The 20088-nt window shown below is 59.4% G+C and carries 27 protein-coding genes and 3 tRNA genes; 18 read left to right on the top strand and 12 right to left on the bottom strand.

The genetic code is table 11. From position 1 onward, the window contains the following. Positions 1-53: 53 nt before the first annotated feature. From ACRZ95_RS18835 to ACRZ95_RS18825, 3 genes are all read right to left on the bottom strand, one after another. Positions 54-335: a hypothetical protein gene (locus ACRZ95_RS18835; protein WP_170680830.1), complete on the bottom strand. Its 282-nt coding sequence runs from the start codon at positions 333-335 to the stop codon at positions 54-56. 52 nt (positions 336-387) lie between these two features. Continuing rightward, positions 388-522 carry a hypothetical protein gene (locus ACRZ95_RS18830; protein WP_480555389.1) on the bottom strand — a complete coding sequence of 45 codons (135 nt, stop codon included), beginning with the start codon at positions 520-522 and terminating at the stop codon, positions 388-390. A 186-nt stretch (positions 523-708) separates the two neighbouring features. Further along, positions 709-783, bottom strand: a tRNA-Thr gene (locus tag ACRZ95_RS18825). An 83-nt stretch (positions 784-866) separates the two neighbouring features. Here ACRZ95_RS18825 and ACRZ95_RS18820 point away from each other — a divergent pair. From ACRZ95_RS18820 to ACRZ95_RS18780, 9 genes are all read left to right on the top strand, one after another. Continuing rightward, entirely contained in the window at positions 867-1022 is a 156-nt protein-coding gene (locus tag ACRZ95_RS18820; protein ID WP_170680828.1) for a hypothetical protein, read from the top strand. Positions 1023-1028: 6 nt separating this feature from the next. Continuing rightward, the gene (murA, locus tag ACRZ95_RS18815; RefSeq protein ID WP_170680826.1) at positions 1029-2297 is read left to right on the top strand and encodes a UDP-N-acetylglucosamine 1-carboxyvinyltransferase; all 1269 of its coding nucleotides are present in this window, start codon (positions 1029-1031) and stop codon (positions 2295-2297) included. Continuing rightward, complete coding sequence (locus tag ACRZ95_RS18810) at positions 2294-2770, top strand: DUF2948 family protein (RefSeq protein ID WP_170680824.1); 477 nt, start codon at positions 2294-2296, stop codon at positions 2768-2770. Before murA ends, ACRZ95_RS18810 begins: the two co-directional genes overlap by 4 nt. Before the next feature lie 61 nt (positions 2771-2831). Continuing rightward, entirely contained in the window at positions 2832-3287 is a 456-nt protein-coding gene (locus ACRZ95_RS18805) for a GNAT family N-acetyltransferase (protein WP_480555387.1), read from the top strand. Between the two features lie 53 nt (positions 3288-3340). Next, on the top strand, positions 3341-4642 hold the full coding sequence (gene hisD, locus ACRZ95_RS18800) for a histidinol dehydrogenase (RefSeq protein ID WP_170680822.1): 1302 nt from the start codon (positions 3341-3343) through the stop codon (positions 4640-4642). Positions 4643-4741: 99 nt separating this feature from the next. Then, positions 4742-5221 carry a UPF0262 family protein gene (locus ACRZ95_RS18795; protein ID WP_170680820.1) on the top strand — a complete coding sequence of 160 codons (480 nt, stop codon included), beginning with the start codon at positions 4742-4744 and terminating at the stop codon, positions 5219-5221. Between the two features lie 3 nt (positions 5222-5224). Then, positions 5225-5677 (top strand): arsenate-mycothiol transferase ArsC, encoded by a 453-nt coding sequence (locus ACRZ95_RS18790; protein ID WP_170462968.1) that lies wholly within the window; start codon positions 5225-5227, stop codon positions 5675-5677. Between the two features lie 3 nt (positions 5678-5680). Then, the gene (locus ACRZ95_RS18785; protein ID WP_170680818.1) at positions 5681-6079 is read left to right on the top strand and encodes a ketosteroid isomerase-related protein; all 399 of its coding nucleotides are present in this window, start codon (positions 5681-5683) and stop codon (positions 6077-6079) included. After that, positions 6072-6665, top strand: a complete 594-nt coding sequence (locus ACRZ95_RS18780; RefSeq protein ID WP_170680816.1) for a GNAT family N-acetyltransferase — start codon at positions 6072-6074, stop codon at positions 6663-6665. Before ACRZ95_RS18785 ends, ACRZ95_RS18780 begins: the two co-directional genes overlap by 8 nt. A gap of 26 nt (positions 6666-6691) precedes the next feature. On the opposite strand, the gene ACRZ95_RS18775 is transcribed toward ACRZ95_RS18780, so the two are convergent. After that, positions 6692-7201 (bottom strand): hypothetical protein, encoded by a 510-nt coding sequence (locus ACRZ95_RS18775; protein ID WP_480555385.1) that lies wholly within the window; start codon positions 7199-7201, stop codon positions 6692-6694. Between the two features lie 315 nt (positions 7202-7516). Continuing rightward, positions 7517-7732, bottom strand: coding sequence for a hypothetical protein (locus tag ACRZ95_RS18770; protein ID WP_170641047.1), 216 nt, complete (start codon positions 7730-7732; stop codon positions 7517-7519). Positions 7733-7878: 146 nt separating this feature from the next. On the opposite strand from ACRZ95_RS18770, the gene ACRZ95_RS18765 reads away from it, so the two are divergent. From ACRZ95_RS18765 to ACRZ95_RS18735, 7 genes are all read left to right on the top strand, one after another. Further along, positions 7879-8754 (top strand): carbon-nitrogen hydrolase family protein, encoded by an 876-nt coding sequence (locus ACRZ95_RS18765; RefSeq protein ID WP_170680812.1) that lies wholly within the window; start codon positions 7879-7881, stop codon positions 8752-8754. A 90-nt stretch (positions 8755-8844) separates the two neighbouring features. Continuing rightward, positions 8845-9063: a translation initiation factor IF-1 gene (gene infA / locus ACRZ95_RS18760; protein WP_005978431.1), complete on the top strand. Its 219-nt coding sequence runs from the start codon at positions 8845-8847 to the stop codon at positions 9061-9063. 11 nt (positions 9064-9074) lie between these two features. After that, positions 9075-9653 carry a Maf family protein gene (locus tag ACRZ95_RS18755; RefSeq protein WP_170680810.1) on the top strand — a complete coding sequence of 193 codons (579 nt, stop codon included), beginning with the start codon at positions 9075-9077 and terminating at the stop codon, positions 9651-9653. Then, the gene (locus ACRZ95_RS18750) at positions 9650-10672 is read left to right on the top strand and encodes a ribonuclease E/G (protein ID WP_170680808.1); all 1023 of its coding nucleotides are present in this window, start codon (positions 9650-9652) and stop codon (positions 10670-10672) included. The genes ACRZ95_RS18755 and ACRZ95_RS18750 overlap by 4 nt, the downstream gene beginning before the upstream one ends. Continuing rightward, positions 10669-10851: a DNA gyrase inhibitor YacG gene (locus tag ACRZ95_RS18745; RefSeq protein WP_170641041.1), complete on the top strand. Its 183-nt coding sequence runs from the start codon at positions 10669-10671 to the stop codon at positions 10849-10851. Before ACRZ95_RS18750 ends, ACRZ95_RS18745 begins: the two co-directional genes overlap by 4 nt. Positions 10852-10930: 79 nt before the next feature. Next, positions 10931-11005, top strand: a tRNA-Phe gene (locus ACRZ95_RS18740). A 63-nt stretch (positions 11006-11068) separates the two neighbouring features. After that, positions 11069-11467: a DUF6538 domain-containing protein gene (locus ACRZ95_RS18735; protein ID WP_480555382.1), complete on the top strand. Its 399-nt coding sequence runs from the start codon at positions 11069-11071 to the stop codon at positions 11465-11467. Here the strand turns inward: ACRZ95_RS18735 and nadC are convergent. From nadC to ACRZ95_RS18710, 5 genes are all read right to left on the bottom strand, one after another. Continuing rightward, positions 11458-12327 (bottom strand): carboxylating nicotinate-nucleotide diphosphorylase, encoded by an 870-nt coding sequence (nadC, locus tag ACRZ95_RS18730; RefSeq protein ID WP_480555380.1) that lies wholly within the window; start codon positions 12325-12327, stop codon positions 11458-11460. The genes ACRZ95_RS18735 and nadC overlap by 10 nt on opposite strands. Positions 12328-12330: 3 nt before the next feature. After that, positions 12331-13869, bottom strand: coding sequence for an L-aspartate oxidase (locus tag ACRZ95_RS18725; RefSeq protein WP_170680806.1), 1539 nt, complete (start codon positions 13867-13869; stop codon positions 12331-12333). Continuing rightward, positions 13866-14837: a quinolinate synthase NadA gene (gene nadA / locus ACRZ95_RS18720; protein WP_170680803.1), complete on the bottom strand. Its 972-nt coding sequence runs from the start codon at positions 14835-14837 to the stop codon at positions 13866-13868. Before nadA ends, ACRZ95_RS18725 begins: the two co-directional genes overlap by 4 nt. 77 nt (positions 14838-14914) lie before the next feature. After that, a complete protein-coding gene (locus tag ACRZ95_RS18715; RefSeq protein ID WP_480555378.1) occupies positions 14915-15829 on the bottom strand; it encodes an NUDIX hydrolase in 915 nt (304 codons plus the stop codon). Positions 15830-15952: 123 nt separating this feature from the next. After that, positions 15953-16029 (bottom strand) — tRNA-Arg (locus ACRZ95_RS18710). A 137-nt stretch (positions 16030-16166) separates the two neighbouring features. Here ACRZ95_RS18710 and ACRZ95_RS18705 point away from each other — a divergent pair. Together ACRZ95_RS18705 and ACRZ95_RS18700 are read left to right on the top strand one after the other, a co-directional pair. Further along, positions 16167-17192, top strand: a complete 1026-nt coding sequence (locus tag ACRZ95_RS18705) for a LacI family DNA-binding transcriptional regulator (RefSeq protein ID WP_170680800.1) — start codon at positions 16167-16169, stop codon at positions 17190-17192. Positions 17193-17196: 4 nt separating this feature from the next. Beyond that, positions 17197-18411 carry a DNA glycosylase AlkZ-like family protein gene (locus tag ACRZ95_RS18700; RefSeq protein ID WP_170680797.1) on the top strand — a complete coding sequence of 405 codons (1215 nt, stop codon included), beginning with the start codon at positions 17197-17199 and terminating at the stop codon, positions 18409-18411. Between the two features lie 3 nt (positions 18412-18414). Here ACRZ95_RS18700 and ACRZ95_RS18695 read toward each other — a convergent pair whose 3' ends face one another. Continuing rightward, positions 18415-19110: a fumarylacetoacetate hydrolase family protein gene (locus ACRZ95_RS18695; RefSeq protein ID WP_170680794.1), complete on the bottom strand. Its 696-nt coding sequence runs from the start codon at positions 19108-19110 to the stop codon at positions 18415-18417. A 531-nt stretch (positions 19111-19641) separates the two neighbouring features. Next, on the bottom strand, positions 19642-20076 hold the full coding sequence (gene hpaR, locus ACRZ95_RS18690) for a homoprotocatechuate degradation operon regulator HpaR (RefSeq protein ID WP_170380277.1): 435 nt from the start codon (positions 20074-20076) through the stop codon (positions 19642-19644). Positions 20077-20088: the final 12 nt, after the last annotated feature.

Here is a 20088-nt window from a genome sequence, read left to right as displayed (position 1 = left end):
CCGTCAGCCAGAAAAGATCAGACATGGTCACCGCTCGATTTTCGAACCGTGAATCACGCAGCAAAGCGGAAATCAATGGGTCCTGACCCTAGGGTTTTGCTGGTATCGCCATTTTCATTTTCTCTTTCCTGTGCCTTCGGCTCAACGTATTCAGGGTATTTGTCAGTCTGGCCGATGTCTGAGTAATCGCCAAACGCCTTTGCCTCATTGACCGCTGACGCTTCGTTCATTGCAGTTGACAAGTGGCCCAGTAATTTCATGCGCGAAGCTGAAGTGATGCTCAGGTGGCGCTTGCCGAGAGCCGCATCAACAAGCCCTCCGAACCTCGCCAGCAAGTGCCAGTGCCTGTTTGTGGCTCAACTCAATTGGCCCTCTCCTCAAGCTGTCTCAGTGGGCTTCAACTGCGGCCAATGCTGCTGGGAACCGCTTCCGCGCTTCCGTCAGTTCTTTCGTCCTCAGATACGCTTTGGCATGAGTGTTGATCTTGGCTCGCGTTGTGGTGTCACCGATGGGGATAGTCAAGAACGTCTCCTGTGCTTTTTTTGCGACGTCTGCAGAAGCCGCAACCCACAGGTAATAGGTCCCGTTATCTCGTAAGACAGGGTTCGGCACTATCTTCACTCGCTTCAATGTACCACCTCCATGTATCAGACACGGCGGCGTCACACCCTAAAATACAAGGGGAGCCATAAAACAAGAGTGATTAGATGGTGCTGCTGGAGAGAATTGAACTCTCGACCTCTCCCTTACCAAGGGAGTGCTCTACCTCTGAGCTACAGCAGCATCGTGGGCGGGTGATTAGACTCAAACGAAACGCGGCGCAAGGGTGTCTGGACGGTTTTTTTCGCCTCCTGTAGAGAAAGACCATGGCAGACAAAGATACACCTAAAAAACACGGCAATTCCGGTGATGCGCGGGAAGAGCGGCTGAAAGCAGCGCTCAAGGCCAACATGGCGCGGCGCAAGGCGCAGGCCAAGGCGCGGGCGGCCTCGGATGACAAAGCCGACAAGGACGAGGGATAAGAGCAGATGGATTCGATTCTGGTGACGGGCAACGGGCCGCTGAACGGTCAGATACCGATTGCGGGGGCTAAGAATGCGTGCCTGACGCTGATGCCCGCGACGCTTCTCAGCGAAGAACCGCTGACGCTGACCAATGCGCCACGCCTCAGCGACATCAAGACCATGACAGCGCTGCTGCAATCGCTGGGGGCTGAGGTCTCCGCGCTGCAGGACGGTCAGGTGATCGCGATGTCCAGCCATGATCTGACCAGCCAGACGGCGGATTATGACATCGTGCGCAAGATGCGGGCCTCAAATCTGGTGCTGGGGCCGTTGCTGGCGCGATTCGGGCAGGCGGTCGTGTCGCTGCCGGGTGGCTGTGCCATTGGCGCGCGGCCGATGGATTTGCATGTCGAAGGGCTGGAGGCCTTGGGCGCCGAGATCGAACTGAAAGACGGGTATCTGCACGCCAAGGCCCCGGGTGGGTTGAAAGGCGCGGTGCATGAGATGCGCTTTGCCTCGGTCGGGGCGACCGAGAACATCGTCATGGCTGCAACTTTGGCCAAAGGCACCACTGTTCTGAAGAACGCCGCGCGCGAGCCCGAGATTGTCGATCTGGTGGAGTGTTTGCGTAAGATGGGCGCTCAAATTTCGGGCGAAGGGACATCGACGATCGAAATTCAGGGCGTCGACCGCCTGCATGGTGCCACCCATCAGGTGGTGACAGACCGGATTGAGTTGGGCACCTATATGCTGGCCCCTGCGATCTGCGGTGGCGAGGTAGAACTGCTGGGCGGGCGCATGTCGCTGGTCGGCTCCTTCGTGGAAAAACTCGAAGCCGCAGGCGTCAGCGTTTCGGAAACCGAAAAAGGCCTGAAAGTTGCGCGCAAGAATGGTCGCGTGCGGGCCGTGGACGTGGTCACCGAGCCGTTCCCCGGCTTCCCCACTGACCTGCAGGCGCAGATGATGGCGCTGATGTGCACAGCCGAAGGAACCTCGGTTCTGGAAGAGCGCATTTTTGAGAACCGCTTCATGCACGCGCCCGAACTTGTCCGCATGGGCGCGAATATCGAGGTGCATGGCGGTACGGCGACTGTCACCGGTGTTGAAAACCTCAAAGGCGCGCCGGTGATGGCGACGGACCTGCGGGCCTCGGTCTCGCTGATCCTTGCAGGTCTGGCGGCAGAAGGGGAAACAACCGTCAGCCGGGTCTATCATCTGGACCGCGGATATGAGCATGTGGTGCGCAAGCTGGAAGGCGTGGGTGCCAAAATCGAACGGATCAAGGGCGAATGACAGACGCAAGTTTTGAAGACGGCCGCGAAGCGCCGCTGAATCTGGGTGCCGAAGACGGCGACGACCTACAGGTGATCTCATCGCTTGCACAGGATGCGGTGTTCCCGGTGACCGAGATGAAGTGGCAGCCTTCGCAGCGCCGTTTCGGGCTGTTGTTGAACCGCTTCCGGTGGGAGGACAAGGATGCCGCCACGCGCCGCGACCGCCCATTTGAGCGCGTGCAGTCGGTTCTGGTGTTCGACTCGGTGTTGTCGGTTGCCAGTCAGGGGATCGACCGCCGCGACACGGATATGGTGATGTCGCTGCTCTCGGTCGATTTCGAGGCCAGCGAGGACGGCGCAGGCCAGATCCTGCTGACCCTTGCGGGCGACGGCGCGATCCGCCTGACGGTCGAGGCAATTGAAGCCACCCTGAAAGACGTGACGCGCCCCTATCGGGCCCCTTCGGGCCAGGCACCGCATCATCCAGAATAAACGCGGCATATCGCAGGCCTTCTCCGGACCCGCCTCGGGTCTGGAGCTGCGCCGTGCGACCGTGTTTGATGTGTTTCAGATCAGCCAGGTGTTGATCCGCTCTATCACCCATCTCTGCGCGGCGGATCACCACAAAGACCCCGAACTTGTGGCGCTGTGGACCGCCAACAAAGACCCGCAGACCGTTCGCGGCTGGATACAAGGCGGCTCGGATATCTGGGTGGCTGAGCTAGACGGACAGATCGTGGCCGTCGGAGGGCTGCGCCACGGTTCGATGATCTCACTGCTTTATGTCGATCCCGGCCATGTGCGGCGTGGTATCGGGCGGGCCCTGCTGGCCCGGCTTGAACAGGAGCTGGCGGATCAAGGCTGCGCACAGGCCTATTTGGATGCCACTCACACAGCACGGGCCTTCTACCTCAGATATGGCTGGGTTTCGGCGGGTGATGAGGAAGAGTGGCATGGGATGACCCAATTCCCCCTGCGCAAATCGCTGCACCAGGCCGAGAAGGGTTGAGACCAACCCTTACGGGCGATATGTCCCCGTGAAACGCTCCGGAGTGCCAGATCATGCCCGTTTTTCTCGACACCACCTCGCCCGAGTTTGAGGCCGCCTTTCAAACGCTGCTATCGGCCAAGCGCGAAGACAGCCCGGATGTGGATGCAGTGGTGGCCGGGATCATCGACGATGTCCGAAGCCGTGGCGATGCGGCGGTGATCGAGCTGACCGCGAAATTCGACCGGCTGGAACTGACGCCCGAGACACTGGCCTTTTCGGCTGACGAAATTGCCGAAGCCGTCGCACAGGTGACCCCCGAAGCCCGCGCCGCGCTTGAACTGGCCGCAGAGCGCATCCGCGCCTATCACGAAAAGCAGATGCCGGAGGATCACCAATGGACCGATGAGACCAACGCGACATTGGGCTGGCGCTGGTCGGCTGTCTCGGCCGCGGGCCTTTACGTGCCGGGCGGATTGGCCTCCTACCCTTCATCAGTTCTGATGAACGCAATCCCGGCCAAGGTGGCAGGGGTCGAGCGGTTGGCTATCGTCGTACCCACCCCGGACGGGCAGGCAAACCCGCTGGTTCTGCTGGCCGCGCAGCTATCGGGGGTGGATGAAATTTATCGCATCGGCGGCGCGCAGGCCGTTGCCGCGCTGGCCTATGGCACCGAAAGCATCGCTCCGGTCGACAAGATCACCGGCCCGGGCAACGCCTTTGTCGCTGCCGCCAAACGTCGGGTGTTCGGCAAGGTTGGCATTGACATGATCGCGGGTCCCTCGGAGATCCTCGTAATTGCCGACAAGGACAATGAGCCCGACTGGATCGCGCTGGATCTGCTCAGCCAGGCCGAACATGATGAAAGCGCGCAGTCTATCCTGATCACGGATGATGCCGGTTTCGGTCAAGCCGTGGCGCAGGCCGTCGAAAAACGACTTGAGACCCTACAGCGCCGCGCCATCGCCGGCGCCAGCTGGCGGGACTTTGGCGCGATCATCACCGTGCGCGATCTGGATGAGGCCGCCGCACTTTCGAACCGCATCGCGCCGGAACACTTGGAACTCTGCGTGGCCGACCCGGTCACTCTGAGCGAACAGACCATCCACGCAGGCGCGATTTTCCTTGGGCAATACACGCCGGAGGCCATCGGAGACTATGTCGGCGGTCCTAACCATGTGCTTCCCACCGCACGCTCCGCGCGGTTCTCATCCGGCCTCAGCGTGATGGATTTCCTCAAGCGTACAACGCTCAGCCAGATGACCCCCGAAGCCCTACGTGCAATCGGCCCTGCAGCCGAGACATTGGCGCAATCGGAAAGCCTCGAGGCACATGGTTTGTCCGTCACCGCACGTCTGAACCGGCTGAACGGCTGATAGGGCGCAAAGATCGCCAGCTTGTGGCGTATCTGTGCGTTGCCCATTGAAATCCATTGTTATAGGTCTGAGCAGACGTGAAGGATTGTGACCGTTAAAATGACCCATATCTCGCATATCGAACTGGATGACCGGAACCTGCCCCCGCCGACCCCCGAGATCGAGCAGGAGCGCAAGGTCGCCATTTATGATCTGCTTGAGGAGAACAGCTTTGACCTGCCTCAGCGGGAAGATCGTGCCATTCCCGACGGCCCCTATCACCTGCAGCTTTCGATCCGCGACAAACGACTGGTGTTTGATATCAGCACCGAAGACAGCCAGAAAGCGGCCGAATTCCACCTGTCCCTCGGGCCGTTCCGGCAGGTGGTGAAAGACTATTTCCAGATCTGCCAAAGCTATTTCGACGCGGTCAAATCTCTGCCGCCCAGCCAGATCGAAACCATCGACATGGCCCGGCGCGGCATTCACAACGAAGGCAGCCGGGTTTTGCAGGAACGGCTGGAAGGCAAGGCCGACGTAGACACCGATACCGCCCGACGCCTGTTCACGCTGATCTGCGTGCTACATTTCGGAGGCTAACGGGTGACGCCTCTGCCGCAGTCCATTCTGTTCTGTTGCGACCACAACTCGGTTCGGTCTCCGATGGCCGAAGGCATCATGAAAAAGTTCTACGGCACCGGCACCTATGTGCAATCCGCTGGCGTACGTAACGATCTGGACATCGACGGCTTCTGTATCGCCGTCTGTCAGGAAATGGGCGTTGAACTGTCCCGCCACCGCACCCGATCCTTTGACGAGATGCAGGAATGGGGCGACGACCTCAGCTCGTTCGATCTGATCGTCGCTTTGTCCCCGGCCAGTCAGCGCAAAGCGCTGGAGCTGACCCGGATTTTCCACCTCGATGTCGATTATTGGCCAATAATGGACCCTACCGGGATGGGCGAGACACGGGAATCAAAGCTACATCACTACCGACAGACCCGCGATCAGATCATCAAGCATCTGAAAGACCGCTGGGGCGAACCAACGGAGTGACCCATGAACCAGACCGTGAAGACCTATTTCGACGCCTTCAACGCCGGTGATGTCGATGGCATGCTGGCCTGTCTGTCCGATGACGTGGCCCACCATGTGAACGAAGGCAAGATCCGCGTCGGCAAAGAGAAATTCGCAGCTTTCTGCGCCCATATGAACCACTGCTACAAAGAGAACCTGACCGATATCGTTGTGTTCGATGCCGAAGGCGGCACCCGCGCCGCGGCAGAGTTCATAGTCAACGGCACCTATCTGGAAACCGACGAGGGCCTGCCCGAGGCGCATGGCCAGGGCTATCGCCTGCCCGCGGGCTCGTTCTTTGACCTAAAAGACGGCAAGATCACTCGCGTTACCACCTTCTACAACCTTGCGGACTGGACCAAACAGGTCTCGAATGGCTGAGGTTACATCCGTCCGGCCCCTGACCGGAGCGGCGCTCGAGGCCAGTCTGGACGACGTCGCGCGCCTGCGGATCGAGGTGTTTCGGGCCTGGCCTTACCTCTATGATGGCGATCTGGAATACGAGCGCAGCTATCTGCAATCCTATCGCGATAGCGACAAGGCCATCGTTGTCGGCACCTTCGACAATGACCGCCTGATCGGAGCCTCGACGGGCGCGCCTTTGACCGACCACGCCGACGATTTCGCCGCCGCGTTTCAAGATACGGGTCTGGACTTGTCACAGATCTTCTACTGTGCCGAATCCGTTCTTCTGTCCGACTACCGAGGCCAAGGCGTCGGCCACAAATTCTTCGACCAGCGCGAGGCCCACGCCCGCGCGCAGGGTTTCACCAAATGTGCCTTCTGCAGCGTCCAACGCCCGGAAGATCACCCCATGCGGCCTGCAACCTATCGCCCGCTTGATACGTTCTGGAAATCCCGCGGCTACGAACCATTGCCTGGCGCGATCGCTCAATTCTCGTGGAAAGATGTCGGGGACGAAGGCGAGACGCTCAAGCCATTGCAGTTTTGGATCCGGGATTTGTGAGCATCGACACAGAGATGGAATCCGGCCTACAACTGAAAGTGGATATGATCATCATGGCGCGCCGCGCGACACCCTTGGAACCTGATTTTCGGATGCGAAGCGCCCAAGCGATCCACAAGGTGGGGCTCGACAAAGACTTTCCCGACACGGTCATCTTCGACCAGAACCTCTAGCACGGATCGGTTGCGGTCTTCATCGATGCCGTAGTCGTGCCAGAGGGGTTGCAGCGCATCGAAATCCCATCTGAGTGTGGGCCACGTCTTTGAACACTCTTTTGGCCCCTGTTCGAACGCGAAATAGCCGATCGGTGAACGCGTCGCGCCTTTCAAATAGCCCGTTTCGCCCGCGTAGTAGAATGCAAGGTCTGCCTTTTCCCCGTCATCATGCGACAGATGAGGCAGCAGCGGAAATCCATCTAAGAAGGGAAAGTTGGCGTCAAGCACAACGGTAACTGTGCCCGGATGCCTTTTGTCCATTTCCTCCGCAGTGCTGGTCAGGACGTCATACATCTCTGGAGAGACGTAGTTTCTGTTCAACGCACAGTACATCCAACTTTGTACTTCTAAAGGACCCTCTTTCGAACAACTCAGCGCCACGCGCCCGAAATACGGCGCGATCCAGATGCTTGCCAAAGAAAGAGCTGCGTAGGTGGCTAGAAATGCCAATAGATGCCGTTTGAAGAAACGTGAAATCACCCAAGCGATGCCGCCAATTTGTGTCAGAAGCGTTAAAACCAAAACGATGAGAATGTGAAATGCAATTCGAACCATGCGCGATGGTTGCCATTCTCTAAAGGCGCACGCAACACCGTTGTTGTGATGCCAATCAAGGCCTTCAGAAATCTCTACTTCTCAACCTTGACGCCTTCGACTGATCAAACCGTATTTGACGGCCCAGCCGCGGAGAGACCCGGTTTTGCGCTTTTTCGGGACCACACTGTCTTTGCTCTGGGCGCCGCCTTTGCGGTTGAACTCATACACGTCAATGACACGTTCAGCGCAGCCGCAGGCCTCGCCCATGCCGACCTTGGCGAAATAGAACTTCTCGAAGCTTTCCGGTTTTTGCATGGTGTCCTCCGGGTTCGATTAAACCACATGGGCCTGAGACCTCCAATTCACTTTGTCGTCGTTTCATCAGACCGAAAGGTTGGGCCTGTACACGCCCAGCCATCGTCACTTAGTGTCCCGACAAATCAGTATCGAAGGACAGATCGATGAGAGTCGCCACCGCCGCCTATGACCTCGATTGGCTCGACAGTTGGGCGCAGTATGAGGACAAGCTGAACGCATGGGTAGCGCAGGCCGCTGGGAACGGAGCCGAGTTTCTGGTCTTTCCCGAATACGGCGCAATGGAGCTGTCGACACTGGATGGGGTCGACGTGGCAGGCGATCTGGAGCGGTCGATTCAGGCGGTCTCGGACCGGATGGAGGATGTGCAAAACCTGCACCGGCGCGTGGCGAAGGAATACAAGACATACATCCTCGCGGCCTCGGCTCCGGTTGTTACAGGTTCTGGGCGTCCGGTGAACCGGGCGGAACTTTATGCGCCGGATGGTCGTCAGGATCATCAGGACAAGCAGATCATGACCCGGTTCGAGCGCGAGCAATGGGATATCGCCCCCGGCGGCCCTCTCAAACTGTTCGACACGGCATTGGGCAAGATCGGCGTGCTGATCTGCTATGACAGCGAGTTCCCTCTGCTGGGCCATGCCCTGAGCGAAGCGGATCTGATCCTTGTCCCCTCATGCACCGAAGCGCTCGCCGGATATTGGCGCGTGCGCATTGGGGCGATGTCGCGTGCCTTGGAAAATCAATGTGTTACGGTCATGGCATCGCTGGTGGGGAACAATGACTGGTCCGAGGCCGTGGATATGAACACCGGGACGGGCGGCATTTTTGGCCCACCTGACAAGGGCTTTCCGCAAACCGGCGTTCTGGCCGAAGGGACGCTGAACCAACCGGGCTGGACCTATGCCGATATCGACCTGAGCGCCATTGCCGATGTCCGCGCCGACGGGCATGTCCTGAATCGAACTCACTGGGACGAGCAATCCCCCCGAGTCGAATCTGTCACATTCTCCGCGCTTTAATGATTCCGCCCTTGAAATAAGGGAAAAATAGGCTCATTTAAGCGCACATCCTCGCAGATTCTGCGAGTGCAACGTAATGATGGAGACAACATGGCCAAGGAAGATACGCTCGAATTTCCCGGTGTCGTGAAGGAACTCCTGCCTAATGCGACGTTTCGGGTCGAGCTGGAAAACGGCCATGAGATCATCGCACATACGGCAGGCAAGATGCGCAAAAACCGCATCCGTGTTCTGGCCGGCGACAAAGTTCAGGTCGAGATGACCCCTTACGATCTGACCAAGGGTCGGATCAACTACCGCTTCAAGTAACGCCTTACCTCATGGCGTTTATCCTCGGATCGGGCAGCCCAAGGCGGCTGGACCTGCTGGCGCAGCTTGGCGTGCAGCCCGATGCCGTGCGCCCTCCTGACATTGACGAAACGCCTTTGAAGGGCGAACTTCCGGTTCCCTATTGCAGCCGTATTGCGCGCGAAAAAGCGCAGGCAGTTCAGGCGGATCGTGCAGATATTGTCTTGTGCGCAGATACCACGGTGGCGCTGGGGCGTCGCATTCTGGGCAAACCCGAAAACGCAGGCGAAGCGGCCGAGTTTCTGCATGCTCTGTCCGGGCGTCGGCACCGGGTCGTGACCTCGGTCGCGGTGCGCTGCGGAGGTCGGGTGTTTCAGCGTGACGTGGTCTCTCAAGTCAAGATGAAACGCTTGTCGGATGTCGAGGTGAACGCCTATCTTGCAACAGATGACTGGCAAGGCAAGGCGGGTGGTTATGCCATCCAAGGCCCGGCCGGGGCGTTCATTCCCTGGATTTCCGGATCGTTCACCGGCATCGTGGGCCTGCCCCTGTCCGAGACCGCCGCACTTTTGCAGGCAATCGGCTACCCATTGTACAGAGAGGCGCCATGAAAGGCCGCACAATCGTTCTGGACCATATTGAAGACCGCGAAGCAGCCGCGCTGATGGTCGACGGCAAGCTCGACGATTTTCTGATCGCCGGAGACGCGCCGCCCCCCGGCACAATCTACCGCGCCCGCGCGGATCGCCCGGTCAAAGGCCAAGGCGGCATGTTCCTTACAACCCCGGACGGGCCAGCCTTTCTGCGCCAGGTCAAGGGTCTCGCACCCGGAGCGCTACTTCCGGTGCAGGTGACAGGTTTTGCCGAACCCGGCAAAGCCGTTCCGGTCACCGACCGCGTTCTGTTCAAAAGCCGCTATGCGATTGTCACACCCGAGGCTCCGGGTCTGAACATCTCGCGCAGCATCAAGGATGAGGATGAGCGCGACCACCTGCTGGAAATCGCCCACGAGGTCATGGGCGACAGCATCTACGGTCTGATTCTGCGGTCATGCTGCGTTGGTGCGGATGCAGATGACATCGCCGAAGACATCGGCGCCATGCTGACGCAGGCCGAACAGGTCCTGAACGATCCGGGCACCGAGCCTGAAACCCTGGCCGAAGGTGACGGCCCTCATATCCTGGCCTGGCGGGATTGGACCGACCCGGCAGATGTCGTGACCGAGGCCGGTGGTTTCGAACATCACGGCGTTCTGGACGCGCTGGACATTGCCCGCGGCATTGCCGAGCCCCTGCCGGGCGGAGGGCATCTATACATCGAACCCACCCGCGCGCTTATTGCGGTGGATGTGAACACGGGCTCCGACACTTCGCTCGCAGCCGGTACAAAAGCCAATTTCGCCTGCGCCAAGACCCTTCCACGCGCCCTGAGGGTGCGCGGTCTGGGCGGTCAAATCACGATCGACATGGCTCCGATGCCCAAGAAAGACCGTCGTGGTCTGGAGCAAGCCCTACGTGCCGCGTTCAAGGCGGACGGGATCGAAACAACGCTCGCAGGTTGGACGCCGCTGGGCCATTTCGAGCTGCAACGCAAACGCGGGCGTATCCCTCTGAGCGAGGTGCTTGGATGACCTGCCCGATCTGTCAGGAAAAGACGGTTTCCAAATACCGCCCGTTCTGCTCGAAACGCTGTGCGGACCTGGACTTGGCAAAGTGGCTGAACGGATCCTACGCCGTGCCCTCGCAACGCGAAGAGGATACCGAGGACGCGATTTCCGAACCCGAAGACATCCCGCGCCGTCCACACTGAAAAAATGTCAAAAAGCCTCTGGACACTGCTTGGTGCAAGTCATAGAAGGCCTCCACCTAATGGCTATTGCCATTCCCGTGCCCGGGTAGCTCAGGGGTAGAGCAGTGGATTGAAAATCCTCGTGTCGGTGGTTCGATTCCGCCCCCGGGCACCATTCCCAACAGGTAAGCTACTGTTTCCCTTCAGCTTTAACTGGAACCGACCAAGGGCGTAGTACATGCTGGAGAACAAAACCGTTGCCTTCTCATTTGTGAAAGCAGGGGGCTTGTACTTCACACGGCGGGTCCCGAAGGACCTCGATCACCACTATACCACCAGAAAAATATCGTTCTCGCTGCGGACAAGATCAGCGGCGTCCGCAAAGTCCCGAGCGCAAAGAACTTCTCAGCAATTGGATGATCACTGGTATCGCCTACGTATCCAAGACGTAGACCTACCGGGTAAGCATCTTCTGAGGATGACCGCCCTCTCTGGACGAGAAGAGACCAGGTCCAATCGGATCCATGAAACCCTCGACTCTATGACTTGTTGTATTCCAAATATCGGGGAAGCTTACCCTCTGGGCCGGCGAAGGCCGCAGTGTCCAGTATTCTGCGGTCAGTGTTTTCAGGGGTGACTTGCGACGAAATCCAGACCGATATCAAGGCAGGGTGCGCTGTGGGTGATCCAGCCCATGGAAATCAGATCAACCCCGGTTTCAGCGACAGCGCGCACGCTGTCAGGTGTGATCCCGCCCGAGGCTTCGGCGATAGCTCTCCCATCAATCATACCCACTGCCTCGCGCAATGTGGTCGGGGTCATGTTGTCGAGCAGCACGGCATCGGCACCGATCTCCAAAACCTGCTCCAACTGCGCGAGTGTATCGACCTCGATCTCTATCTTGACCATATGTCCGACCGTTTGTTTCGCGCTTGTCAGGGCTGGGCCGACGCCTCCGGCGATGGCGACATGGTTGTCTTTGATGAGCACCGCATCGCTTAGGGAATAGCGGTGGTTCATGCCTCCACCCGCGCGCACGGCGTATTTTTCCAGCGCGCGCAGACCCGGGGTTGTCTTGCGGGTGCAGGCGATTGAGGCGCGCGTGCCTTCGACACGGCGCACCAGATCAGCGGTCGCGCTGGCAATTCCCGAGAGATGGCCCATGAAATTGAGCGCGGTTCGTTCAGCGATCAACAGGCTGCGGGACGGCCCTTGGAATGTTGCAATCGGCGCGCCGCTCGAAACCGAGTCTCCGTCGTTCACATGGCGGGTCACCGTGATGGCCGGATCAACCAAGGCGAAGGCAAGTTCCGCACAGTCCAGACCGGCGATGCAACCGGGTTGGCGGGCGCGCGCCACAACCTCGGATCGGTGATCTGGTGGAATGACGGCGGCAGAGGTGACATCGCCCGCCAGACCGAGATCTTCATCCAGAGCGCGGCGGATCATCGGCTCAAGCATCGTGCGCGGCAACGGGGTAAGGGGCATGGCAGTCATGGATCAGGCTGTCCTCAGCTGGGGTTCTTGGTCGACCGAACCCGCATGCGACAGGATTTCGGTCAGGTTCATCAGGGTTGATCGCAGATTAGTCTCTGGCTCAGGGAAGTCGCTACGATAGTGCCCGCCGCAGGAGCCTCGGCGCTTTTCGGCAAAAACCGCGATTGCTAGCGCCACGAGGGCCGGGTCCGAGGCAGGCTCGCATGACCGAACATGCGGCAACAGGTTCGAGATCGCGTTCCGCAGCCCGGCCCCATGCCGGATCACACCCAGATGCCCCGACATCATCGGCCGGACAGCGCCGGGATCGGGATCAGGCAACGCAGCGGGGTTGGGGACAAAAGCCCGGTCTCGCATCTTGCTGGCCGCAACATCGCTGGCGGCGCGACGAGCCATTACAACAGCCTCGAGCAGAGAATTGCTGGCAAGGCGATTGGCCCCGTGCAAGCCGGTCGCTGCACATTCACCGATGGCCCACAACCCGGGCAGCGTGCTCTGGCCGGTCTGGTTAACGGCAATGCCACCCATGTGGTAGTGCGCAGCAGGGCGTATCGGAATCGGGTCGCGCGCGGGGTCGATACCTTGGGCTGCGCACAGGGCCTGAATGCTCGGAAATCGTTTGGCAAAGCCTGCGCCCAGCGCCGCGCGGGCGTCAAGAAACGTGCGCCCTCCGCCTGCGATGACCTGATGCACAGCGCGGGCCACCACGTCCCGTGGGGCCAGTTCGGCATCCGCGATATGTGCCATGAACCGCTTGCCATTCTGGTCGATCAGAGTTGCCCCCTCGCCCCGCACCGCCTCGCTGATCAGGTCCAAAGGTGCTTGGTCAGTCGCCAGTGCGGTCGGGTGAAATTGCACGAATTCCATATCGCGCAGAGCTGCGCCTGCACGTGCGGCCATCGCCGAACCTTGACCGAAATTGCCGGACGGGTTGGTGCTGGCGTCGAAAAGACCCCCGCAGCCACCTGTCGCCATGATGACCCGAGCTGTCCGCAATACGGCCGCTTGACCCATCGCTTGCAGATGAACTCCGGCAACGCACCCGTCGACGGTCACAAGACGCCGGGCTTCGACGCCCGTGAGGCAGGTGATTGAGGGGCAATGCTGCACCGCGCGGGTCACAGCGGACATGATTTCGGCCCCAGTCCGGTCACCGCCTACGTGCAGAATGCGTCGACGGGAATGCGCGGCCTCGCGCGCCAAGGCGAAAGTGCCATCCTGCGCCCTGTCGAAGTGAATGCCGTATCGCTCAAGCACAGCGATCGCCTCTGCGGCCTCTGCAAGAATGCCCGAGGCGACAGTTGCATCACATAGCCCATCTCCGGCCCGCAGCGTATCAGCAAGATGCCGGGCAGGATCGTCATCAGCACCCAGCGCCGCGGCAACCCCGCCTTGCGCCCAGGCACTTGAGCATTCCTGCCCCAGCCCGGCCCGGGTGATCAGCACCACAGGCAGCGGCGCAAGTTCCAGTGCGGCCACCAGCCCTGCGATACCGCCACCGATGATGGCGATCCGGTCATGGAGCCCCTCAAGCCGGATCATTTCACGGCCAGCATCCGCTCGACCGAACGGCGCGCGTCGTCGGCGATGGCCGGATCGACGGTGACTTCGTGGCGACCCAATTCCAGCGCTTTGCGAATATTGCCCAAACTGATGCGCTTCATATGCGGGCACAAATTGCACGGGCGCACGAATTCCACGTCTGGGTGTTTCAACGCCACATTGTCGCTCATGGAGCATTCGGTCAGAAGGCAAACCCTTGCCGGTTTCTTGTCGCCGACGAAGTCCGACATCACGGCGGTAGAGCCTGAGAAATCAGCCTCGGCCAAGACCTCGGGTGGACATTCCGGGTGGGCCAGCACCGTGACACCCGGCCATGCCTCGCGCATCGCCCGAATGTCGTCTGGGGTGAACAGCTCATGCACCTCGCAATGCCCGTGCCAGGCGATCAGTTCGACATCGGTTTCCTTGGCGACGTTCTTGGCAAGGTACTCATCCGGTATCATCAACACGCGCGGCACCCCGAGGGATTCCACCACTTTCACTGCGTTGCCCGAGGTGCAGCAGATATCTGAGGCAGCCTTCACCGCAGCCGACGTGTTAACGTAGGTGACTACCGGTACACCCGGATGGGCTTCGCGCAGCAGCACGATATCTTCGGGCGTTATGGAATCCGCCAGCGAACATCCCGCCCCCATATCCGGGATCAGCACGGTTTTTTCAGGGTTCAGCAGCTTGGCGGTTTCGGCCATGAAGTGCACGCCAGCCAGCACGATAACATCGGCGTCGACCTCAACGGCTTCGCGCGCCAGGGCCAGGCTGTCACCTACGATATCGGCCACACCGTGAAAGATCTCGGGCGTTTGGTAATTGTGCGCAAGGATGACGGCATTCTTCTGCCGCTTCAGGTCGAGGATGGCTTCCAGATCCTCTTCGTACTGCATCCATTCGGCTGGCGGAATGACTTGCTTAACCCGATCGTACAACTCTGGCAGGCGGAAATCTTTCATTGGCTCCTCCAATTATACTCGATTCGAGTACATTTGAGCTGTGATTATTCTCGATTCGAGATTATGTCAAGCACAACTCAGGATTTGGACAGAGGCAGCCTTGCGCCCGACAGCATGCGGGCCTCAAGAATGGCGGGCCGGTACCGGAACAGACGCGCCGGGCGGCCGCCGGTGCCGCTCGAGATTTCACCTGTTTCTTCAACAAGTTCCTGCTGGTCGATCTGGCGACGGAAGTTGGGTTTGTGTAAGTGCAGACCCGACAGCGCCTCGACCGTGCGCTGCAATTGAAGCAGGGTAAAGCTTTCGGGCATCAGCTCGAACACGACCGGAGAATATTTGATCTTGGCCCGCAGCCGCGAAATGCCAGTGGCAAGGATACGGCGATTGTCGCCAGCCATGGGCAGGCCAAACTCGGGCACGTCGACCAGACCGGCCTCATACATCAGCTCATAGCGCTGCAGAACCAGTTCCTCGTTCCACGTCTTTCCGTTCAGACCGAACAGATAGTCGACACGCTGTGCCTTGAGCGGATCTGACCCTGCCCAAGCCGTCAGGCGATCGGCGATGCGCGGCACTTCTTCGGGGATGCTGTCGCGATGGTCTTCCCACGGGAAGTACCGGTACCAACTGCGCCAGGACGGGCGCCCTGCCCCGGCTGCATCCTGTTCGCGCACCAGCCCTAGATAGCTGATCGAGATCCGCTGCGAGGTTTCTACATCCCCAGACCGAGGATCGCGATCCCTGTCCGCAAATGTATAGAGCTGTTCAAGATACCCCACGGGATGACCGGTCTGCGCTTCAATCCAGGCACGTAGGCTGCTCTGCAGGCTGCGATGAGAAGATTCGAACGGCCCCGATGGCAGCGCCTCACCCCCCCGCAAGGTCATGACACGCGGCTGGTTGTCGGTCACGGCGACAAGGATTGCGATCAGTTCGGCAGGGGCTAGTCCGCTGGGCAAGAAGGTACCTGTGTATTGCGCAATGCCAGTCATTGACATCGTGTTTGATTTCTAACCCAGATTTCAAACCTTTGCTTGAGGAAAATGCCATCGCGCGAACACCGACCTTAAGATCAGGTTTTCACCGTTGAATGAAGGCATTTCCGGAATCTGCAGTGGCGACCCCGGCAGGATTCGAACCTGCAACCTGCCCCTTAGGAGGGGGCTGCTCTATCCAGTTGAGCCACGGGGCCGTGCAAAGCCCTCTCTACCTTTGTTTTTTCGGCTTGTCATGGGGTTTACTGTGGGTTTGCTGTAGGCGTGCTGAACAGTTGTAAACTGCACGGTGTTTACGCTAGCATCAGATAAAACAACAACGCAGGTGCCCTCCGTGAACACAGAAACAAAACGCCCGCTTACCCTTCGCGATGTCTCTGAGGCTTCTGGGGTATCCGAGATGACGGTCAGCCGGGTCCTGCGCAATCGGGGCGATGTATCGGATGCGACGCGCACCCGCGTTTTGGCCGCCGCGAAAGAACTGGGCTATGTGCCCAACAAGATCGCGGGCGCGCTGGCCTCAAGCCGGGTCAATCTGGTGGCGGTTATCATTCCATCCCTGTCCAACATGGTCTTTCCCGAGGTTCTGACCGGCATCAATCAGGTGCTCGAGGACACCGATCTTCAGCCTGTGGTCGGCGTGACCGATTACCTGCCTGAGAAAGAGGAAAAAGTGCTGTATGAGATGCTCTCTTGGCGGCCCTCGGGGGTGATCATTGCCGGGCTGGAGCATACCGACGCGGCGCGGGCGATGCTGGATTCGGCCGGAATTCCTGTGGTTGAGATCATGGATACCGATGGCAAGCCGGTTGATGCGATGGTCGGGATCTCTCATCGTCGCGCCGGGCGCGAAATGGCGCAGGCAATCCTGAAAGCGGGCTATGAGCATATCGGCTTCATGGGCACCAAGATGCCGTTGGACCACCGGGCGCGGAAACGGTTCGAAGGTTTCACCGAGGTTATGGGCAAGCACGGGATCGAGATCGAGGATCGGGAGTTCTATTCCGGCGGCTCGGCTCTGGCCAAGGGGCGTGAGATGACGCAAGCTATGCTGGAACGCTCGCCCGATTTGGATTTCCTGTATTATTCCAACGATATGATCGGCGCGGGTGGTCTGTTGTATCTGCTAGAGCAAGGCATCGACGTTCCCGGCCAGATCGGCTTGGCAGGTTTCAACAACGTCGAACTGCTGCAGGGCCTGCCCCGCAAACTGGCGACAATGGATGCCTGCCGGCTTGAGATCGGACAGCAAGCGGCCAAGATCATCGCCACGCAGCTTGACGATCCGAATGCCGAGATCGAGACCCGCGTGACTCTGACCCCCAAGGTCAACTTTGGGGATACGCTGAAACGGCGCTGATATCGTGGCGCTGAAACGGCTGGACAACCGCACGGCGCGGGCGATCTTCATGGATCGCCACGCGCTGGCCGAGGCACCTTCGGGCGGGTCCAAGGGCAGTGATCTGCTGGATCTGATCCAGAGGCTGGGCTTCGTTCAACTCGACAGCATCAATACGGTGGCGCGCGCGCATGACATGATCCTGTTCTCGCGCAGGCCCAGCTATCGCAGCGGTAACCTCAAACGCTTGTATGAGCGGGACCGCGCGCTATTCGAACACTGGACACACGATGCAGCCGTCATTCCGATGGAGTATTACGCGCATTGGCATCTGCGGTTCCAGCGCGATGCGGATCTGCTGAAATCGCGGTGGAAGAACTGGCGTCGGGATGGGTTCGAACAGCAGTTCGAAACGGTTCTGAGTCATATCCGCGATCATGGACCTGTGTCTTCGTCCGATGTGGGGAAGGACGAAAAGAAGGGCTCTGGCGGGTGGTGGGATTGGCACCCTTCCAAGACCGCGCTCGAATATCTGTGGCGTTCTGGCACGCTGACCGTTGTCGGGCGTGAGGGGTTTCAGAAACGCTATGATCTGACCGAGCGGGTGATCGAAACGCATCTCTGCCCCGGTCAGCTAATCTGTGACGCCGACGCGACGGTTGATTGGCTGTGCAATGCGGCGCTGGACAGGCTTGGCTTTGCCACTTCGGGTGAGCTGGCCGCGTTCTGGGATACCGTCAGCGCGGCTGAGGCCAAGGCATGGTGCGCCCAAGGGTTGCAATCAGGTGCACTGGAAGAAGTCGAGGTTGCTTGCGTCAACGGGCGCCTGCGCAAACTGTTTGCCCGCCCCGATCTGACCGATGGTCTGAGCGATCTGCCCGCACCAACAGGCCGCATCCGGGTTCTCAGCCCGTTTGACCCGATGCTGCGTGACCGGAACCGAGCCGAGCGGCTGTTTGATTTTCACTACCGGATCGAGGTCTTCGTGCCCGAACCCAAGCGGACCTATGGCTACTATGTTTTCCCGCTTCTGGAAGGCGACAAGCTGATTGGCCGGATCGACATGAAAGCCCATCGGGACGACGGCGTTCTGCGCGTCAAAGCCCTATGGCCGGAGCGCGCGATACGCTGGTCGGATGCGCGCAAGCGACGACTGGATTCCGAATTGGACAGACTGCGCCGGTTTGCCGGTCTTGATATGGTCGAATTTGCCAATGACTGGCTGAAAGAGCCTAAATAGACTCTATTCTGCGTCCGTCAGGGTCAGGTGAATGGGCTCCAACCCATCTATCCCACCTTCAATTTCATCCCCTGCTGTAACCGGCCCTACCCCGGCGGGGGTGCCTGTCAGGATCACATCGCCGGGACGCAAGTGATAGAAACCGGACAGGTGGCAGATGATCTCATCAATTTTCCAGATCAACTCATTCAAAGTCGCGTCCTGCCGAACCTTGGCGTTGACGCTCAGATGAATGCGCTTGCGGTCCTCCGGCGACCACTCGGCGGCACGGGTCAAAGGTGCAAAGACAGCGCCGTTCTCAACATCCTTGCCAAGATCCCACGGGCGCTGTTTGTTGCGCTCGCGAATCTGAAGATCGCGGCGGGTCATATCCAGCGCGCATCCATAGCCATATACCGCTTCCCACGCCTCTGCAGGGGTGGCGCGGAACACGGGGCGACCGATGGCGACGGCCAGCTCCATTTCATGATGGTAATTTTCAGTGCCTGGCGGGTATGGCACGGTCGCTCCGGTCAGAACGGCGTTTGCGGACGACTTGGTGAAATAGAACGGCGCCTCGCGGTCTACCTCGTGACCCATTTCAGCGGCATGCGCCGCATAGTTGCGCCCAACGCAGAAAATCCGACCAATGGGATAGGTCGCCTGCTCGCCGATCACGGGGATCGAGATTGGTGCGGGTAGAGAAAACAGGTACGGCATGGCGATCCCCTGAGTGTTGCGCCGCGCAGCTTATCGTCTGGCACGCAACTGGCAAGCCGTAGCTTTGCGCCGGTTCACGCCGACATCTGCGGCGTGATCTGGCGCAAAGCCGCCCAATTCCTGCAGCGGCGCATCTGGGCGTATGAATCCCTTGGAAACAGGTAAAATCGCGCTAGATCGCCTAGTAGATTTGAGAATTGATGGCACCCCCACAACCTGCCCGGCACAGAAGTTCTGCCGGAAAGATCAATACGAATGCAGTGACCTGAAGATACCTCTTGCGGACGCCTCAACATGTCGGCATTGGGACGTGAACGTATCGGAGACGGCAGGCGAAGACACCCATCCCCCTGGGAGTTTCGCCCTTGTTAGACCCTGTTTCAGGGCTGGCGCGCCCTCCGACACGTGGGCCGGGCCGTCGGGTAAGACGACACGCAACGGCCTTGGGCCAGGCACAGAATCCAACCCGGGTCTGGCCACCCCGCCGGAGAATTCCCCCTACCTTCTCCGGCGGGGTTTTAGTTCAGAGGGTCACTCTTTGAAGTTTTTCAGCTCGTTGAGGATATCCAGAAGCGTTTCGTGCTTTTCGGGACCAAGATGCGCGCGCATGCGATCGGCCTGTTGAACAATACCCGTCAAGTTGTCCTGAATGATCTGTTCGCCCTTCGCAGTGATTTCGACGATCTGACGTCGTCGATCTTTGGGGTGACAGCGGCGCTTGATCAGGCCCTTGTCTTCTAGTTTTTGCAAGATGCGCGTCAGGCTGGGCAACAACAGGCATGCCCGTTCCGAGATATCCGTCGGTTCGCTTGCACCTTCTTCTTTCAGCAAGCGCAGCACGCGCCATTGCTGCTCGGTCACCCCGGCATCAATCAGCAATTTGCGAATAGGGCCCATAACCCTTTCTCGGGCGCGCAGCAACGCAATGGGCAGGGATCGCGACACCAAGGGGAGTTGATCGGACATACTGAATCATTA

The sequence above is a fragment of the Ruegeria sp. AI3 genome, assembly GCF_056541245.1.
This window is presented reverse-complemented; position numbering and strand designations above follow the sequence as displayed.

Bases quoted from the DNA above. Each gene is read 5' to 3' on its own strand.
- ACRZ95_RS18750 (WP_170680808.1), top strand. From the start codon at position 9,650: ATGAAAGGCCGCACAATCGTTCTGGACCATATTGAAGACCGCGAAGCA.
- ACRZ95_RS18785 (WP_170680818.1), top strand. From the start codon at position 5,681: ATGAACCAGACCGTGAAGACCTATTTCGACGCCTTCAACGCCGGTGAT.
- ACRZ95_RS18715 (WP_480555378.1), bottom strand. From the start codon at position 15,829: ATGACTGGCATTGCGCAATACACAGGTACCTTCTTGCCCAGCGGACTA.
- hpaR (WP_170380277.1), bottom strand. From the start codon at position 20,076: ATGTCCGATCAACTCCCCTTGGTGTCGCGATCCCTGCCCATTGCGTTG.
- ACRZ95_RS18820 (WP_170680828.1), top strand. From the start codon at position 867: ATGGCAGACAAAGATACACCTAAAAAACACGGCAATTCCGGTGATGCG.
- hisD (WP_170680822.1), top strand. From the start codon at position 3,341: ATGCCCGTTTTTCTCGACACCACCTCGCCCGAGTTTGAGGCCGCCTTT.
- nadC (WP_480555380.1), bottom strand. From the start codon at position 12,327: ATGACTGCCATGCCCCTTACCCCGTTGCCGCGCACGATGCTTGAGCCG.
- ACRZ95_RS18745 (WP_170641041.1), top strand. From the start codon at position 10,669: ATGACCTGCCCGATCTGTCAGGAAAAGACGGTTTCCAAATACCGCCCG.
- ACRZ95_RS18765 (WP_170680812.1), top strand. From the start codon at position 7,879: ATGAGAGTCGCCACCGCCGCCTATGACCTCGATTGGCTCGACAGTTGG.
- ACRZ95_RS18695 (WP_170680794.1), bottom strand. From the start codon at position 19,110: ATGCCGTACCTGTTTTCTCTACCCGCACCAATCTCGATCCCCGTGATC.
- ACRZ95_RS18780 (WP_170680816.1), top strand. From the start codon at position 6,072: ATGGCTGAGGTTACATCCGTCCGGCCCCTGACCGGAGCGGCGCTCGAG.
- ACRZ95_RS18770 (WP_170641047.1), bottom strand. From the start codon at position 7,732: ATGCAAAAACCGGAAAGCTTCGAGAAGTTCTATTTCGCCAAGGTCGGC.
- nadA (WP_170680803.1), bottom strand. From the start codon at position 14,837: ATGAAAGATTTCCGCCTGCCAGAGTTGTACGATCGGGTTAAGCAAGTC.
- ACRZ95_RS18725 (WP_170680806.1), bottom strand. From the start codon at position 13,869: ATGATCCGGCTTGAGGGGCTCCATGACCGGATCGCCATCATCGGTGGC.
- ACRZ95_RS18735 (WP_480555382.1), top strand. From the start codon at position 11,069: ATGCTGGAGAACAAAACCGTTGCCTTCTCATTTGTGAAAGCAGGGGGC.
- murA (WP_170680826.1), top strand. From the start codon at position 1,029: ATGGATTCGATTCTGGTGACGGGCAACGGGCCGCTGAACGGTCAGATA.
- ACRZ95_RS18810 (WP_170680824.1), top strand. From the start codon at position 2,294: ATGACAGACGCAAGTTTTGAAGACGGCCGCGAAGCGCCGCTGAATCTG.
- infA (WP_005978431.1), top strand. From the start codon at position 8,845: ATGGCCAAGGAAGATACGCTCGAATTTCCCGGTGTCGTGAAGGAACTC.
- ACRZ95_RS18755 (WP_170680810.1), top strand. From the start codon at position 9,075: ATGGCGTTTATCCTCGGATCGGGCAGCCCAAGGCGGCTGGACCTGCTG.
- ACRZ95_RS18795 (WP_170680820.1), top strand. From the start codon at position 4,742: ATGACCCATATCTCGCATATCGAACTGGATGACCGGAACCTGCCCCCG.